Here is a 14,435-nt window from a genome sequence, read left to right on the forward strand (position 1 = left end):
CACAATCATTGAAAAATACGCCATTAAATGAGCCCGCGCTGAATCAGGCCCAGATGAGCCGATAATGGGTCTTCGGCCAGGGACAAGTCAGCAATGGCGGCGGTTCTTGCGGATAACTCGGTGTGGTGAATGCACACCGTTGCCCCGGCAATCATTTTTGGGCAGCTGACGCCATTCAAAAGTTTCGTCAGATGCGCAAGATTCATGGCTTTGCTGGAATACAGCAGTACGCCGCGGGCTTGCAGGTGATCAACCGCCAGCGCAAGTTCGCCAGCGGGGAGCGGCCAGTCGAAGACTTCCACCGGACAATCGACGCTGCTGATCAGCCAGGCGGTGAGCCACAGATAAGGCTCCAGCGGCAGGTCCGAGTAATTGATCAGCAACAGTGGCGCGGTGCGCAACTGACGGTTGTTATGGTAGATCCTCGCGCCGAATTTGCTGCGCAACCAGGAATAAACAAACACCCGCTCCATTTGCGCGCCGAACTGGCCTTGCCAGCGTTGTTCCAGTTCCGCCAGCAATGGCATCAACAATTTTTCACACAAGGTGCGTGGCGGATACAGCGCCATCGCCTGATTCACCATGTCATCGAGGGTGCGTTCGGCCAGCTGAGTGACCGCTTGCAGCAGCGTCTGGCGCAGCACCAGCCAATCGTTCCCGACGGAGTCGGTAAGCCCCTGAGGCGTGTCGAGCAGTTGTTTGACCTGGCTGACAGCCACGCCGCGATTGAGCCAGGTAAGGATCGTCAGGATCCGTTGAACGTGTTCGGCACAGAACAACCGATGCCCCTTGGGCGTGCGCTGAGGCACGATCAACCCATAGCGCCGTTCCCAGGCGCGTAAGGTGACGGCATTGACCCCGGTCTGCCGGGCCACTTCCCGAATGGGCAGCCAACCAACGTCCAGGGCCTTCTTGAAGTCACTGCCAAGGTCTTCGCTGGCGCTGGTATCCGGTGGATTTTTCATTAAATCGCGTTTCGCAGGCTGAGGTTTTCCGGGTGCGGTTGCAGGTAAACCTGTTGCGCAATGTACGGATCCGGGTGTTGGCGAAAGTAGTGTTTGAGCAACATCAATGGCACCACCAGCGGCACGATGCCCCGGCGGTATTGGCCGATGACGTGCTGCACTTCCTGTTTGTCTTCAGGGCTGATGGCCTGTTTGAGATAACCGCTGAGGTGCTGCAGCACGTTGGTGTGGGTGCGGCGTGTGGCGCACTTTTTCAGGGCCGCCATCAGCTCGCTGAAATAGCGTGGGCCGAACACTTGCGGATCGGTTTGCCCCATGTTGCCCAACAAGTTGCCCAGGGTTTTGTATTGCACCGGGTTGTGGGCCATCAGCAGGTATTTGTAGCGCGAGTGAAAGTCAATGAGGCCGCGCCGGGTCAGGCCTGTTTGCAGCAATTGCTGCCAGGCGCTGTAGGCGAACACGCGGGTGAGGAAGTTTTCCCGCAGCACCGGGTCGTTGAGGCGGCCGTCTTCTTCCACCGGTAAATCAGGATGCAATGCACAGAAGGCCTGGGCGTAGATACCACGGCTACCGCCGTCCACTGGCGCGCCGTTGGCGTGGTAGACCTTGACCCGCTCCAGCCCGCACGAAGGGGATTTCTGCATGAAGATATAGCCGCAGATGCCATCCAGCTCCAGCGCCATTTTTTGACCGTATTCGGCCAGAGGTCGAGTGACGTTGATCTCTGGGTGGACGGTGCCGACAGCCTCCGGGTGCTCGGGGTTGCCGACCAGGCGGATCGGTTCGCGAGGGATACCCAGGCCAATGGCGACTTCCGGGCACAGCGGGACGAAATCGAAATACTCAGAGAGGATGCGGCTGCACAGAGGCGACGCCTTGTGCCCACCGTTGTAACGCACCTCGGCCCCCATCAGGCAAGCGCTGATGGCGATTTTGGGTTTCATGGCTGTAGGGGACATGGGAGCGCCTCGAATCCAGACCTGTACAGATTATTGGATCTGTACAACATGTACTTCATCATAGATTCAAAGGTGTACAAGTCAAAATTTTTGTATAAGTTTTTGCAAGGCTGCTGTCCATGTCGACAGCAGCGATTAAATTCATTGCAGGTGTTCGTGCAGCCGGCGGGCTGCTTCCTGACCACTGAGCCAGGCACCTTCGACACGGCCAGACAGGCACCAGTCACCGCACACATACAAGCCCAGATCGGCATCGGCCAACGCGCCCCATTCATGGCTGCTGGCCGGCCGGGCGTACAGCCAGCGGTGAGCGAGGCTGAAGGTCGGAGCAGGCATGGCGTCGTTCAGCAATTCGGCAAAGGCACCGTGCAATTGCTCGATCACGGCATCCTTGGGCAGGTCGATATGCTGCCGGCTCCAGGCACTGGTGGCATGCAGCACCCACGTATCGAGGGTGGTGTCGCGTCCCGGTTTGCTGCGGTTGCGCGCCAGCCAGTCCAGTGGGCTGTCCTGCACGAAGCAACCTTCGATGGCGGTTTCCAGTGGTGTGTCGAACGCCAGGGCGACGGCCCAGGTGGGTTCCATTTTTACCCCGGCGGCGGCGCCGGCGAGTTTCGGTGCGGCCGCCAGCAGCGCGGTTGCCTGAGGGGCTGGCGTGGCGATGACGACATGGCTGAACGGGCCGTGAGTGAAGCCCTCGGCGTCTTGCAGATGCCAATGTTCTTCACCGCGATAGACCTCGGTGATGCGGCAAGCGAAATGCACTTCCAGATCACCGAGCAGGCCGCGCGTGATCGCGCTCATGCGGGGCGTGCCGACCCAGCGTGTCTGTTCATCCGGCGAAGGTCTGAGCTGGCCGCCGTGAAAGGTATAGAGCTGCGGCGTCCATACGGCGACCCAGCCATTGGTTTGCCAGCGCTGGACTTCGGTGACGAAGCGGCGATCGCGGGCAGTGAAATATTGCGCGCCCATGTCCAGAGCACCCGCATCGCTGCGCTTGCTCGACATGCGTCCGCCACTGCCGCGGCTTTTATCGAAAAGCTGAACGACATGCCCGGCCTCCGTCAGGGCCTGGGCGGCTGAGAGTCCGGCAATGCCGGTGCCGATGATTGCGATAGGTACAGTCATAGGGGCCTCGTTTACCTTTCTGTACAGACTACGCCGTGGTTCAAACCTGTACAATATTGTTTTTTGGTATAACTTTTAGCGTCCTCGTTCTGACAGCTTGGCCTATTGTTAAGCACAGAGCCTGCCCAATACCAAAGATCCCTGCTTATAAAAATAGACTAGTGATCAGGGTAAAACGCCACGCGAGGAAGATGTCATGCACATATTGCTGACCGGCGGTACTGGTTTGATAGGACGTCAACTCTGCCAACACTGGTTGAGCCAGGGACATCGCCTGACAGTCTGGAGTCGCACGCCTGCAAAAGTCGCCAAAGTCTGTGGCACTCAGGTACGTGGAATCGCACGGCTTGAGGACCTGGGTCAAGAACCGGTGGATGCAGTTATCAACCTCGCGGGCGCACCGATTGCCGATCGGCTCTGGACGCACAAACGCAAGGCGTTGTTGTGGAGCAGCCGGATCACCCTGACCGAAACCCTGCTGGCTTGGCTCGAAAGCCGCGAGCAGAAACCGCAGGTATTGATTTCTGGCTCCGCGATCGGTTGGTACGGCGACGGTGGTGAGCGGGAGTTGACTGAAGAATCTCCACCGGTCATTGATGATTTCGCCAGCCAGTTGTGCGTCGCCTGGGAGGAAACCGCGCAACGCGCTGAAGCCTTGGGCATTCGCGTGATCCTCATTCGTACCGGGTTGGTGCTGTCCGCAGAGGGCGGCTTTTTGTCGCGGCTGTTGTTGCCGTTCAAACTGGGGCTGGGCGGGCCTCTGGGCAGCGGTCGGCAGTGGATGTCGTGGATTCATATCAAGGATCAAATCGCCCTGATTGATTTTCTTCTGCACCGCAATGAGGCCAGCGGTCCATATAATGCCTGCGCGCCCAAGCCGGTGCGCAATCGCGAATTCGCCCAAACGTTGGGTAGCGTGTTGCATCGTCCGGCGTTCATGCCGATGCCAACCCTCGTGTTGAAGGTGGGCCTGGGCGAGTTGTCATTGTTGCTGCTGGGTGGCCAGAAGGCCATGCCGGCTCGCTTGCTGGAAGCGGGCTTCACTTTCCAGTTCACTGATTTGCGCGCGGCGTTGGACGATGTGTCCAGCCGCCTTAAGAAATAGGACGTTGCATGACCGATCACGCGTTGCTTCTGGTCAACCTGGGTTCACCCGCTTCCACCTCGGTGGCGGATGTGCGCAGCTACCTCAATCAATTTCTGATGGACCCGTATGTGATCGACCTGCCATGGCCGGTGCGGCGTTTGCTGGTGTCGTTGATTCTGATCAAACGCCCGGAGCAATCGGCCCACGCTTATGCGTCGATCTGGTGGGCGGACGGCTCGCCACTGGTGGTGCTCAGCCGTCGTCTGCAACGGGCCATGACCGCGCAGTGGACTCACGGGCCTGTAGAGCTGGCGATGCGCTACGGCGAGCCATCCATTGAGTCGATGCTGGTTCGTCTGGCGACTCAGGGGCACAAAAAAATCACCTTGGCGCCGCTCTATCCGCAGTTCGCCGATAGCACCGTGACCACAGTGATCGAAGAAGCCAAGCGGGTGGTTCGGGAGAAGAAACTCGACGTGCAGTTCTCGATTCTCCAGCCGTTCTACGATCAGCCGGAATACCTCGATGCGTTGGTGGCCAGTGCCAAGCCTTATGTGCAACAGGACTACGATCACCTGCTGCTGAGCTTTCATGGTTTGCCGGAACGGCACCTGACCAAGATCGACCCCACCGGTCATCATTGCTTTAAAAGCGATAATTGCTGTCAGAAGGCTTCGCCGGAAGTATTAGCCACCTGCTACCGCGCCCAATGCCTGCGCACCGCTTCCGAGTTTGCCAAGCGCATGGGCCTGCCGGATGGCAAGTGGTCGGTGTCGTTCCAGTCGCGTCTGGGGCGAGCCAAGTGGATCGAACCCTACACCGAAGCGCGCCTTGATGAGTTGGCCAAAAGTGGTGTGAAGAAAGTCCTGGTGATGTGCCCGGCGTTCGTTGCCGATTGCATCGAAACACTGGAAGAGATCGGTGATCGCGGGAAGGAGCAGTTCCGCGAAGCGGGAGGGGAGGAGTTGGTGCTGGTGCCGTGCCTCAATGATGATCCGCAGTGGGCCAAGGCGTTGAACGCATTGTGTGAGCGGGCGCCGTTGGCGCTTTAAAAGCATCGCGGGCAAGCCTCGCTCCTACAGGATTGCGTCGTTTTAAGAGTCGACACAAATCCTGTAGGAGCGAGGCTTGCCCGCGAAGGCCTTCTTAAGGCTGGCTTACAACAACGGCTCTTCCATCTTCTTGTGCTTCCAGCTGTCATGGCCCGGCAGCAACAGGTTCAACGCAATCGCCACCACCGCGCACAGCGCGATGCCTTTGAGGCCGAAATCGTCCGGGCCGGTACCGGTGCCGACCAGTACGCCGCCAATCCCGAACACCAGCGTCACCGAGACAATCACCAGATTGCGTGCTTCGCCCAGGTCGATTTTGTGGCGAATCATGGTGTTCATCCCCACCGCAGCAATCGAACCGAACAACAGGCAGAGAATCCCGCCCATCACCGGCACCGGGATGCTTTGCAGCAGGGCGCCGAACTTGCCGATGAACGCCAGGCTGATCGCAAAGATTGCGGCCCAGGTCATGATTTTCGGGTTGTAGTTTTTGGTCAGCATCACCGCGCCAGTCACTTCGGCATAGGTGGTGTTGGGCGGGCCGCCGAACAGACCGGCCGCGGTGGTGGCAATGCCATCGCCGAGCAACGTGCGGTGCAGGCCGGGCTTCTTCAAATAATCGCGACCGGTCACGCTACCCACGGCAATCACGCCGCCGATGTGCTCAATGGCCGGGGCCAGGGCTACCGGAACGATGAACAGAATCGCCTGCCAGTTGAATTCCGGCGCCGTAAACTGTGGAATCGCAAACCACGGTGCTGCAGCAATCTTTGCGGTGTCGACCACGCCGAAATAGAACGCCATGGCAAAACCCACCAATACGCCGGAGATGATCGGCACCAGGCGGAAAATGCCTTTGCCGAACACCGCGACGATCAGGGTGGTCAGCAGTGCCGGCATCGAGATCAACATCGCCGTCTGGTAAGGAATCAGCTCGGTGCCGTCGCCGGCCTTGCCCATCGCCATGTTGGCGGCGATCGGCGCCATGGCCAGGCCGATGGAGATGATCACCGGGCCAATCACCACCGGTGGCAACAGGCGATCGATGAACCCGGTGCCTTTGATCTTCACGGCAAGGCCGAGGAAGGTGTAGACGAACCCGGCCGCCATCACACCGCCCATGGTCGCTGCCAGGCCAAACTGGCCCTTGGCGAGAATGATCGGCGTGATGAAGGCGAAGCTCGACGCCAGAAACACCGGCACCTGACGCCCGGTGACGATCTGGAACAGAATCGTCCCAAGGCCTGCGGTGAACAGCGCCACGTTCGGGTCGAGGCCGGTAATCAACGGCATCAACACCAGCGCGCCGAAGGCCACGAACAGCATCTGCGCGCCAGACAGCACCGTGCGCCAGAGCGGATCGTTGAACTCTTGCTGCATGCTCAAGCGTCCTTCTGCTTGGTGCCGAAGATCTTGTCACCGGCATCGCCCAGGCCTGGGATGATGTAACCGTGTTCGTTCAGTTTCTGGTCAATGGAGGCGGTGTAGATGGTCACGTCCGGGTGAGCCTTCTCCACCGCGGCGATGCCTTCAGGGGCAGCCACCAGGACCATCGCGCGGATGTCCTTGCAACCGGCCTTTTTCAGCAGGTCGATAGTGGCGACCATCGAGCCACCAGTGGCGAGCATCGGGTCGATGATCATCGCCAGACGCTCGTCGATTTCCGGCACCAGTTTCTCAAGGTAGGTGTGGGCTTCGAGGGTTTTCTCGTTGCGGGCCACGCCCACGGCGCTGACTTTGGCGCCCGGGATCAGGCTCAGCACGCCTTCGAGCATGCCGATACCGGCGCGCAGGATCGGTACCACGGTAATCTTCTTGCCGGCGATTTTCTCGACCGACACCGTGCCGCACCAGCCTTCGATGTCGTAGCTTTCCAGCGGCAAGTCTTTGGTGGCTTCATAGGTCAGCAGGGCACCGACTTCCTGAGCGAGCTCACGGAAATTCTTCGTGCTAATGTCGGCGCGGCGCATAAGGCCAAGTTTATGACGGATCAGCGGATGGCGGATCTCGAGGATGGGCATGGGAAAGGCTCCGGCGGCGGGCAAAAAAACCGGCCTAGATTAATCTATCCGAGGGTGTTGTCCTATAGACATCCAGAACGTTAGTCCACAAACGCTTGATCTGGCCTCGCTTGATGCGTACCTTTGCCCGCTTTTCCGAATCCGTCCCTCCCCCTAAAACCCCCTTGGAGAGCGCCATGTCCGCTGATCTCGAGCATATCCGTCAAATCATGCGAGAGGCTGACTGCCTGTACACCGAAGCTGAAGTCGAGGCGGCCATCGCCCGCGTCGGTGCACAAATCAACGATCAGCTGGCTGAACGTAACCCGGTGGTGTTCTGCGTGATGAACGGCGGGCTGATTTTCTCCGGCAAGCTGCTGACGCATCTGAACTTCCCGCTGGAAGCGTCCTACCTGCACGCCACCCGTTATCGCAACGAAACCAGCGGCGGCGACCTGTTCTGGAAAGCCAAGCCGGAAGTTTCGTTCATCGACCGAGACGTGCTGATCATCGACGACATCCTCGACGAAGGTCACACCCTGGGCGCGATCATCGACTTCTGCAAACACGCTGGCGCCCGCGCCGTGCACACTGCCGTGCTGATCGACAAGGACCACGACCGTAAGGCTCGCCCGGACCTGAAAGCCGATTTCGTCGGCCTGCCGTGCATCGATCGTTACATCTTCGGTTACGGCATGGACTACAAAGGCTACTGGCGTAACGCCAACGGGATTTTTGCCGTTAAAGGCATGTAAGCGGGGTGACTGTCTGGGGGGCGATTGGCCGCCAGGCACGTTGAAGCTCGAATGCAAGGCCTCATACCTGGATGCGTGCGCAATTCGCTCGAACTGCGCGCTCAATCCTGCCCGGCGAGCCATTGTTCGCTTTTGCGTTGAGCCTGTTCCAGATTATTCACGTAGGCCAACTGTCGCTGTTCCCGATGGATGCCCGCGCGCCTGAGTTTCAGGCGCACCCGTGGAGCGGTCCCGACCAGAATCAGGCCGATACCGTCGGTGCGGTAATCCCTGAGGATATTGTCGAAGGCAGCCAGTGCTGTCATGTCCAGCATGGGCACGGCACTCATCTCGACGATCACTACTTTGACCTCCGGGCTGAATTTACGTAGCACGCCCAAGGCTTTTTCCGCAGCGCCGAAAAACAGCGGCCCGCGTATCGCATAGCAACGAACATGCTCCGGCATATCCTGTAAGGCTTGATGGAACTCGCGAGGCAGTTCGGCGGTGTCCGTGAGGTCGCTCATGCGTTTGATGAACAACCCGGCGGCCAGCAGCAGGCCGACGGCGACGGCCAGCACCATGTCGAACAGCACCGTCAGGCTCAGGCAGGTCAGCAAGACCAGCACATCGCTACGCGGTGCAATGCGCAAGGTGTGCATGACGTGCCGGGCTTCGCTCATGTTCCACGCCACCATCACCAGCAATGCCGCCAGCGCTGCCATGGGCAAATAGCTGAACAGCGGGGCGAGGACGAGTATCGCCAGCAGTACCACAGCACTGTGGATAATTGCCGCCAATGGCGAAAACGCCCCGCTGCGCACGTTGGTGGCGCTACGGGCAATCGCGGCAGTGGCGGTGATGCCCCCGAACAACGGTGCGACCAGATTGCCCAGGCCTTGACCCAGAAGTTCGGCGTTGGGGTCGTGTTTGCTACCCGTCATGCCATCGGCCACCACCGCGCACAACAACGATTCGATGGCGCCGAGCATGGCGATGGCGAACGCTGGCGCCATTAATTGGTGAATCAGGTCATAAGACAAATGCAGCGGCTGACCATTGGGCCCCGGCAGATTCCACGGCCAGTCGAAGCCCGGCAGAAACGGCGGTATGCCGGGATGGCTGACGCCATCGACGATATAGCTGAAGCGCTCCCCCAGCGTCGCAACCGGTAACCCGCCGCTTTCCAGTGCCACCCCCAGCAATGCGCCGACGGCCAGTGCCACCAGATGCCCCGGAATCCTCGGCACAAAGCGCGGCCAGACGATCAGGACTCCCAGGCACATAGCACCGATGATCCCGTCCCCCAGGCGGGCGCTGGGTAACGCCTGGAGCAGCGCACCTAGTTGCTCGATGTAATGTTCGGCATGCCCGGCGGTAGTCAGGCCCAGCAAATCCTTCAATTGGAGGGTGGCGATGACAATGCCGATCCCCGCGGTAAAGCCCAGGGTCACTGGGTAAGGGATGTACTGAATCAGCCGTCCGGCCCGAATCAGCCCCAAGGCAATCAGGATTACCCCGGCAAGCATGGTGCAAAGCAGCAGGCCACCCAGACCATATTGTTGGGTGATCGGCAGCAATATCACCACGAACGCGGCTGTCGGCCCGCTGACGTTGAAGCGCGAGCCTCCCGTCAGGGCGATCAGGGGGGCGGCGATCAGCACTGTATACAGACCTTGCTGGGGCGCTACCCCCACCGCAATCGCCAGGGCCATGGCCAGAGGGATGGCGATAATCCCGACCGTCACCCCGGCGCTGATATCGCCGCGCAAACGTCTGAGGCTATAACCTGCGCGCCAGGTCTGACGCCAGGCGGCGAATAATGGGGGCATGGAGAATGACATGGGGACTCCACAGTAGACGGCGCACCGTCGAAATAGGGCTGAAAGCTCTTTCAGTATGCCCGGCCTTGTGTTCCAGAGTTTTGATCTGGATCGGTTATTTGCCTGATTGATCATCGTGCTAGAGTGCTCGGCCCCGCCTCCGGAGCCTGTCATGAGCCTTTTGATCCGCAGCTGCGTCGTCCTGTTGCTGACCCTCAGCCTGCCCCTGGCCGCAGCCCCGTCGCCAATGCATTCGCAGTTTTTGCCTCCGGACGACTTGACCCTGCGCGACGCCGAGCCCGAGCAGCAGCAACTGTTGCAGGTCACCGACTATTCGGTGGTGATCGGCAGCCAGCGCCAGTCCAACCAACAGCCGATCCCGGTCACATCGCCATTGCTGATCCGCCTCAAGGGCAAATCCTTGAACAAGGGCGCGACCATCAGCCAGGTGCTGGTCAACTTCGATGGCGAAAGCAAAAGCCTGAAGAAGCCTATCTATGACGAAAAAAGCAAAACCTTGACCCTCTATTACCCGCTCGCCCAATACCGGGTGGTGATCGACTTGTTGCGCAACGACACGGTGTATTGCCAGTTCCTCAGCTACGCCAACGGCCATATCTGGGCCGATCTGCACACTGGCAGCGTTCGTCTGCGTTGAGCCTTACGCCCGGGCAGGGGTAAACTGCCCGCCCCGTGAAATGTCTGCGAGCTGGAGTCGGCAATGCGTAAAGATAAGAAGCAAGTGATTGGTGACGAGATCGGCGATGCACAGATCAAGCTGTTCCTCGATTTTGAGCCGGTCGACGCCACTTCACCGTCGCTGCACAAACTGATCAAGGCCTACCGTGGCCTGCGTATCGATGACTTCGAGCGTTTTCTGACGTTCTTTGTTGAAGCTGGTCTGGATCTGGATGGCAAGGATGTGCACGGCAATGACTTCGTTGCCCTGATTCAGGATCAACGCAACGCGGCCGAGTACATCGAGTTGATCGACAAAGCTCGCGGCTAACCCATACCTGTAGGAGCACGGCTTGCCGGCGAAAGCGATCTCAAGGATGCCTTCGCCGGCAAGCCTGGCTCCTACAGACGGCACAAAAAAACGCCCCACCCTCAATGAGGACGGGGCGTTTTTTATGCGGCCGAATCAAGCGTAGCTTTCGGTCTCGTTACTGGCTTCAACCAGTTCCAGCGCGACGTTGTTGTGCGCATTGATCTTGCGATACAGCGCAGCGTCGGTTTCCAGGACTTTTTCCCGAGCCGGGAAGATTTCCGCCAGCTTGGCAGCCCATTCACCGGAGGCTTTGTTCGGGAAGCATTTTTCGATCAGCTCAAGCATGATCGAAACAGTCACCGAAGCGCCTGGGGACGCGCCGAGGAGGGCCGCAAGCGAACCGTCCTTGGCTGCGACCAGTTCGGTACCGAACTGCAGAACGCCGCCTTTCTTCGGGTCTTTCTTGATGATCTGCACCCGTTGGCCAGCCACTTCCAGGCGCCAGTCTTCGGCTTTCGCTTCAGGGTAGAAACGACGCAGGGATTCCAGGCGCTGTTCCATCGACTGCATCACTTCGCTGACCAGGTACTTGGTCAGGTCCATGTTGTTTTTGGCCACGGCCAGCATCGGGCCGATGTTGCCGGCGCGGACCGACATCGGCAGGTCCATGAACGAACCGTGCTTGAGGAACTTGGTGGTGAAACCGGCGTAAGGTCCGAACAGCAGGGACTTCTTGCCATCGACCACACGGGTGTCCAAGTGCGGCACGGACATCGGTGGCGAACCAACGGCGGCCTGGCTGTAGACCTTGGCCTGGTGGTGCTTGACCACTTCCGGGTTGTCGCAACGCAGCCATTGGCCGCTGATCGGGAAGCCGCCGAAGCCTTTGCTTTCTTCGATGCCCGAGGCTTGCAACAGGGGCAATGCCGCACCGCCAGCGCCGAGGAACACGAACTTGGCGTCGACTTCACGGCTGTTGCCGGTATTGACGTCCTTGATGCTGACAGTCCAGCCGCCGTTATTGCGCTTCAGGTCGGTGACACGCTTGCAGTACTTGACCTGGGCATCGGGTGCGCTGGTCAGGTGCGTGAGCAATTGGTTGGTCAAGGCGCCGAAGTTGACGTCGGTACCGTTCATCACGCGGGTGGCGGCGAGGACTTCGTCAGGCGCGCGGCCCGGCATCATCAACGGCATCCACTCGGCCATTTTGGCCTTGTCTTCGGTGTATTCCATGTCCGAGAAGGCGTGATGTTTGCTCAGCGTCTTGAAACGTTCCTTGAGGAAGGAGACGCCGTCGTCGCCCTGCACGAAGCTCAGGTGCGGCACCGGGCTGATGAACGACTTGCACGAGCCGAACGTGCCTTTCTTGGTCAGGTAGGACCAGAACTGCTTCGACACCTCGAACTGGGTGTTGATATGCACGGCTTTCTTGATGTCGACGGTGCCGTCGGCGGCCTGCGGCGTGTAGTTCAGCTCACACAGCCCGGCGTGACCGGTACCGGCGTTGTTCCACGGATTGGAACTCTCCGCAGCACCGGAATCCATCAGCTCGACGACTTCCAGCTTGATCGCGGGGTCGAGCTCTTTGAGCAGTACCGCAAGGGTGGCACTCATGATGCCGGCCCCAACCAGTACTACGTCGACTGCTTCGTTATGCGCCATTTAACGCGTCTCCAAAATCTGCAGCACCAAATTGTCGGCATAGCTGCCAGGCGTTCCGGGGCGATGTCAGTGATGCCCCAGGTACCCATGGCCAGGATCGCCATGTCCGAATCTTCGCAATTTTTTGCAACTTCGACGGATGCATGCGGCCTGGCTTCAAGAGTCACATGAACTCATTTCGGCACGCGGCTGGCAATTCGACTTATGGTCGAGACATCCGTTTGTGCAACCAAATCCGTAGCGGACAGGCTTCAGGCTCCGGTGTTCGAGGAATACTCGGTCCTGTGTCGTTGGGCTGTTGTAGACGCTAATGGTGCATGTTCAGACGCAAAACTATTCATTTGCTCGCCACACTCTTGTGAAGTTGTGAAAACCCGTTTTTTTCACGCTCTTTTGAAGACGTGAACCTCAAAAAAGGGCTGTCCCAGCCGGGCACCGTGCCCGGATGGATTGCCGCCATGGGATACATGACAAGCAAAACGGGCAAACAGCTCAGTAACCGAGCGTAATGACAGCTCTGCAGATTCGCGAAAAGTGGTGTTTTTGCTTAGGGAACAGCAAGCGCGCCAGCTTCACTCGATCTGTGTGGGCGGCTCTCTGTGGGCGGTGCGGGGGTGTCAATACCGAGGCATTGACGATGCTGCGAGGCCCGATCAGGAGACGTCCTTATAATCGGGGGGAGATTGTATCTAAGAAACGCAGGGAAATGGTCGTGTTTAATGACTTTTATTAGGCGTCCGGTCAGGTGGTCAACAGTTGTTGCGCACGCGCACGTGGCTGGCGCTGGCTGACACGGGCGCTGGCGGGCAGGGGATGGTGCAGCCAGTTGAGGCGGATTTCTTCGATTTCGACCCAGCCATCGCCCATGGGCTGCAGGCTGCACTGTTTGAACGCCTGGCAGCGACCATCGCGGTCGAGCAGGGCAAAGCAGCGATGCAGTGGGCGTGGCGCGAACATTGAGATGAGAAAACGCATGGCAAAGTACCTTGTGGGGTGACTGCTATGAAGGTTGCCAGTGAGCGATGACGTGCATGTGTAAGGTCGGTGACAGATGTGTGACAGGAACCGCGCTGGGCCGGGTTTGTCAGAGATTTCAGTAATCGTTGTGCGAAGCTAGTTCGCCGCAGTGGCGCACCGCTATACTGCGAGCCTGTTTGTGCCTGATTCTGGAGAGAAGAGCATGTTGCAACGCCTGTTGTTCGGTTTGATCACTGTGACCAGTTTGACCCTCGTCGGCTGCGCCCACAGCCCGCAACAACTGAACCCGGAACCCAAGCTGACGGCTCAGCTGGCGCCGGTCGGCCGTGGTCAGCCGGTGGTGGTGCGTGTGGTGGATGGTCGTCCATCGCCAACCTTGGGAACTCGTGGTGGCCTGTATCCGGAGACCAGTGCAATCACCGTGCAGGGCGCGCAGATTCTGCCGAAGTTGCAGGCTCAGGCTGAAGCGGCCGTGCGCTTGCTGGGCTTTACCCCGACGGCCAATGCGCTGAATGCACCGCAATTGACCGTAACCCTGGCCGAGCTGAAGTATCAGTCGCCCAAGGAAGGCCTGTATGTGACTGAAGCAACGATTGGCGCGACGTTCCGTTCGGATGTGCAGAATGCCAACCGCCGTTACAGCGGTCGCTACGGTGCGTCGCTGGATCAGCGTTTTGGCATGGCGCCGAATCAGGAAACCAATACCAAGCTGGTCAGTGATGTGTTGAGTGATGCGTTGACCCGCTTGTTCAAGGACCCGACGATTGGTCAGGTGCTTGCCGAGTAACGATTCGCGGCTTGTTTAAAGAACCCGGTGTCAGTGATGGCGCCGGGTTTTTTGTGCCTGCAGATTCATCGTGGGAGCGAACCTGCTCGTGATTTCACCTGTAGGAGCGAGGCTTGCCCGCGAAGACGGCCTGACAGCCAACCAATCTCTCGCAGATGCAAACATTCAATTGTGGGAGCGAGCCTGCTCGCGATGGCGGTGTGTCAGGCAGCATCCACGTTGAATGTGAGAAAGCCTTCGCGGGCAAGCCTCGCTCCTACAGGGCGCGA

Annotated in this window: 14 protein-coding genes; 6 read left to right on the forward strand and 8 right to left on the reverse strand. The window is 59.2% G+C overall.

Going from position 1 to position 14,435, the window contains the following annotated elements; genetic code table 11:
• Positions 1–23 precede the first annotated feature (23 nt).
• From KW837_RS28365 to KW837_RS28375, 3 genes are all read right to left on the reverse strand, one after another.
• A complete protein-coding gene (locus KW837_RS28365) occupies positions 24–965 on the reverse strand; it encodes a MerR family transcriptional regulator (protein ID WP_218399348.1) in 942 nt (313 codons plus the stop codon).
• Positions 965–1,924, reverse strand: a complete 960-nt coding sequence (locus tag KW837_RS28370) for a DUF523 and DUF1722 domain-containing protein (RefSeq protein ID WP_218399349.1) — start codon at positions 1,922–1,924, stop codon at positions 965–967. The genes KW837_RS28365 and KW837_RS28370 overlap by 1 nt, the downstream gene beginning before the upstream one ends.
• 141 nt (positions 1,925–2,065) lie before the next feature.
• Positions 2,066–3,052 carry an NAD(P)/FAD-dependent oxidoreductase gene (locus KW837_RS28375; protein WP_218399350.1) on the reverse strand — a complete coding sequence of 329 codons (987 nt, stop codon included), beginning with the start codon at positions 3,050–3,052 and terminating at the stop codon, positions 2,066–2,068.
• 196 nt (positions 3,053–3,248) lie between these two features.
• Here KW837_RS28375 and KW837_RS28380 point away from each other — a divergent pair, with 196 nt between their 5' ends.
• Together KW837_RS28380 and hemH are read left to right on the forward strand one after the other, a co-directional pair.
• On the forward strand, positions 3,249–4,157 hold the full coding sequence (locus KW837_RS28380) for a TIGR01777 family oxidoreductase (protein ID WP_218399351.1): 909 nt from the start codon (positions 3,249–3,251) through the stop codon (positions 4,155–4,157).
• Between the two features lie 8 nt (positions 4,158–4,165).
• Entirely contained in the window at positions 4,166–5,191 is a 1,026-nt protein-coding gene (gene hemH / locus KW837_RS28385; RefSeq protein WP_218399352.1) for a ferrochelatase, read from the forward strand.
• A 105-nt stretch (positions 5,192–5,296) separates the two neighbouring features.
• Here hemH and KW837_RS28390 read toward each other — a convergent pair whose 3' ends face one another.
• The gene (locus KW837_RS28390) at positions 5,297–6,571 is read right to left on the reverse strand and encodes a uracil-xanthine permease family protein (RefSeq protein WP_218399353.1); all 1,275 of its coding nucleotides are present in this window, start codon (positions 6,569–6,571) and stop codon (positions 5,297–5,299) included.
• 2 nt (positions 6,572–6,573) lie between these two features.
• Positions 6,574–7,212 carry a uracil phosphoribosyltransferase gene (gene upp, locus KW837_RS28395; protein ID WP_218399354.1) on the reverse strand — a complete coding sequence of 213 codons (639 nt, stop codon included), beginning with the start codon at positions 7,210–7,212 and terminating at the stop codon, positions 6,574–6,576.
• Positions 7,213–7,388: 176 nt separating this feature from the next.
• On the opposite strand from upp, the gene KW837_RS28400 reads away from it, so the two are divergent.
• A complete protein-coding gene (locus KW837_RS28400; RefSeq protein ID WP_052965782.1) occupies positions 7,389–7,946 on the forward strand; it encodes a hypoxanthine-guanine phosphoribosyltransferase in 558 nt (185 codons plus the stop codon).
• Between the two features lie 101 nt (positions 7,947–8,047).
• Here KW837_RS28400 and dauA read toward each other — a convergent pair whose 3' ends face one another.
• Complete coding sequence (dauA, locus tag KW837_RS28405) at positions 8,048–9,769, reverse strand: C4-dicarboxylic acid transporter DauA (protein WP_218399355.1); 1,722 nt, start codon at positions 9,767–9,769, stop codon at positions 8,048–8,050.
• 151 nt (positions 9,770–9,920) lie between these two features.
• Here dauA and KW837_RS28410 point away from each other — a divergent pair, with 151 nt between their 5' ends.
• On the forward strand, positions 9,921–10,406 hold the full coding sequence (locus tag KW837_RS28410) for a hypothetical protein (RefSeq protein WP_218399356.1): 486 nt from the start codon (positions 9,921–9,923) through the stop codon (positions 10,404–10,406).
• A 63-nt stretch (positions 10,407–10,469) separates the two neighbouring features.
• On the forward strand, positions 10,470–10,757 hold the full coding sequence (locus KW837_RS28415) for a PA4642 family protein (protein ID WP_218399357.1): 288 nt from the start codon (positions 10,470–10,472) through the stop codon (positions 10,755–10,757).
• A 135-nt stretch (positions 10,758–10,892) separates the two neighbouring features.
• On the opposite strand, the gene mqo is transcribed toward KW837_RS28415, so the two are convergent.
• Positions 10,893–12,401 carry a malate dehydrogenase (quinone) gene (gene mqo, locus KW837_RS28420; RefSeq protein WP_218399358.1) on the reverse strand — a complete coding sequence of 503 codons (1,509 nt, stop codon included), beginning with the start codon at positions 12,399–12,401 and terminating at the stop codon, positions 10,893–10,895.
• 741 nt (positions 12,402–13,142) lie between these two features.
• Complete coding sequence (locus tag KW837_RS28425) at positions 13,143–13,376, reverse strand: hypothetical protein (protein WP_008012002.1); 234 nt, start codon at positions 13,374–13,376, stop codon at positions 13,143–13,145.
• Between the two features lie 205 nt (positions 13,377–13,581).
• Between KW837_RS28425 and KW837_RS28430 the strand changes: the two genes are divergently transcribed.
• Positions 13,582–14,166, forward strand: a complete 585-nt coding sequence (locus tag KW837_RS28430; RefSeq protein WP_007905851.1) for a YajG family lipoprotein — start codon at positions 13,582–13,584, stop codon at positions 14,164–14,166.
• Positions 14,167–14,435 lie beyond the last annotated feature (269 nt).

The organism is Pseudomonas sp. PDM24, assembly GCF_019218905.1.
Classification (GTDB): Bacteria; Pseudomonadota; Gammaproteobacteria; order Pseudomonadales; family Pseudomonadaceae; genus Aquipseudomonas.

What these genes read in the sequence shown, in the direction of transcription:
- KW837_RS28410 (WP_218399356.1), top strand. Translation starts at nt 9,921, where the DNA reads ATGAGCCTTTTGATCCGCAGCTGCGTCGTCCTGTTGCTGACCCTCAGC.
- dauA (WP_218399355.1), bottom strand. Translation starts at nt 9,769, where the DNA reads ATGTCATTCTCCATGCCCCCATTATTCGCCGCCTGGCGTCAGACCTGG.
- mqo (WP_218399358.1), bottom strand. Translation starts at nt 12,401, where the DNA reads ATGGCGCATAACGAAGCAGTCGACGTAGTACTGGTTGGGGCCGGCATC.
- KW837_RS28390 (WP_218399353.1), bottom strand. Translation starts at nt 6,571, where the DNA reads ATGCAGCAAGAGTTCAACGATCCGCTCTGGCGCACGGTGCTGTCTGGC.
- KW837_RS28430 (WP_007905851.1), top strand. Translation starts at nt 13,582, where the DNA reads ATGTTGCAACGCCTGTTGTTCGGTTTGATCACTGTGACCAGTTTGACC.
- hemH (WP_218399352.1), top strand. Translation starts at nt 4,166, where the DNA reads ATGACCGATCACGCGTTGCTTCTGGTCAACCTGGGTTCACCCGCTTCC.
- KW837_RS28425 (WP_008012002.1), bottom strand. Translation starts at nt 13,376, where the DNA reads ATGCGTTTTCTCATCTCAATGTTCGCGCCACGCCCACTGCATCGCTGC.
- KW837_RS28370 (WP_218399349.1), bottom strand. Translation starts at nt 1,924, where the DNA reads ATGTCCCCTACAGCCATGAAACCCAAAATCGCCATCAGCGCTTGCCTG.
- upp (WP_218399354.1), bottom strand. Translation starts at nt 7,212, where the DNA reads ATGCCCATCCTCGAGATCCGCCATCCGCTGATCCGTCATAAACTTGGC.
- KW837_RS28380 (WP_218399351.1), top strand. Translation starts at nt 3,249, where the DNA reads ATGCACATATTGCTGACCGGCGGTACTGGTTTGATAGGACGTCAACTC.
- KW837_RS28375 (WP_218399350.1), bottom strand. Translation starts at nt 3,052, where the DNA reads ATGACTGTACCTATCGCAATCATCGGCACCGGCATTGCCGGACTCTCA.
- KW837_RS28365 (WP_218399348.1), bottom strand. Translation starts at nt 965, where the DNA reads ATGAAAAATCCACCGGATACCAGCGCCAGCGAAGACCTTGGCAGTGAC.
- KW837_RS28400 (WP_052965782.1), top strand. Translation starts at nt 7,389, where the DNA reads ATGTCCGCTGATCTCGAGCATATCCGTCAAATCATGCGAGAGGCTGAC.
- KW837_RS28415 (WP_218399357.1), top strand. Translation starts at nt 10,470, where the DNA reads ATGCGTAAAGATAAGAAGCAAGTGATTGGTGACGAGATCGGCGATGCA.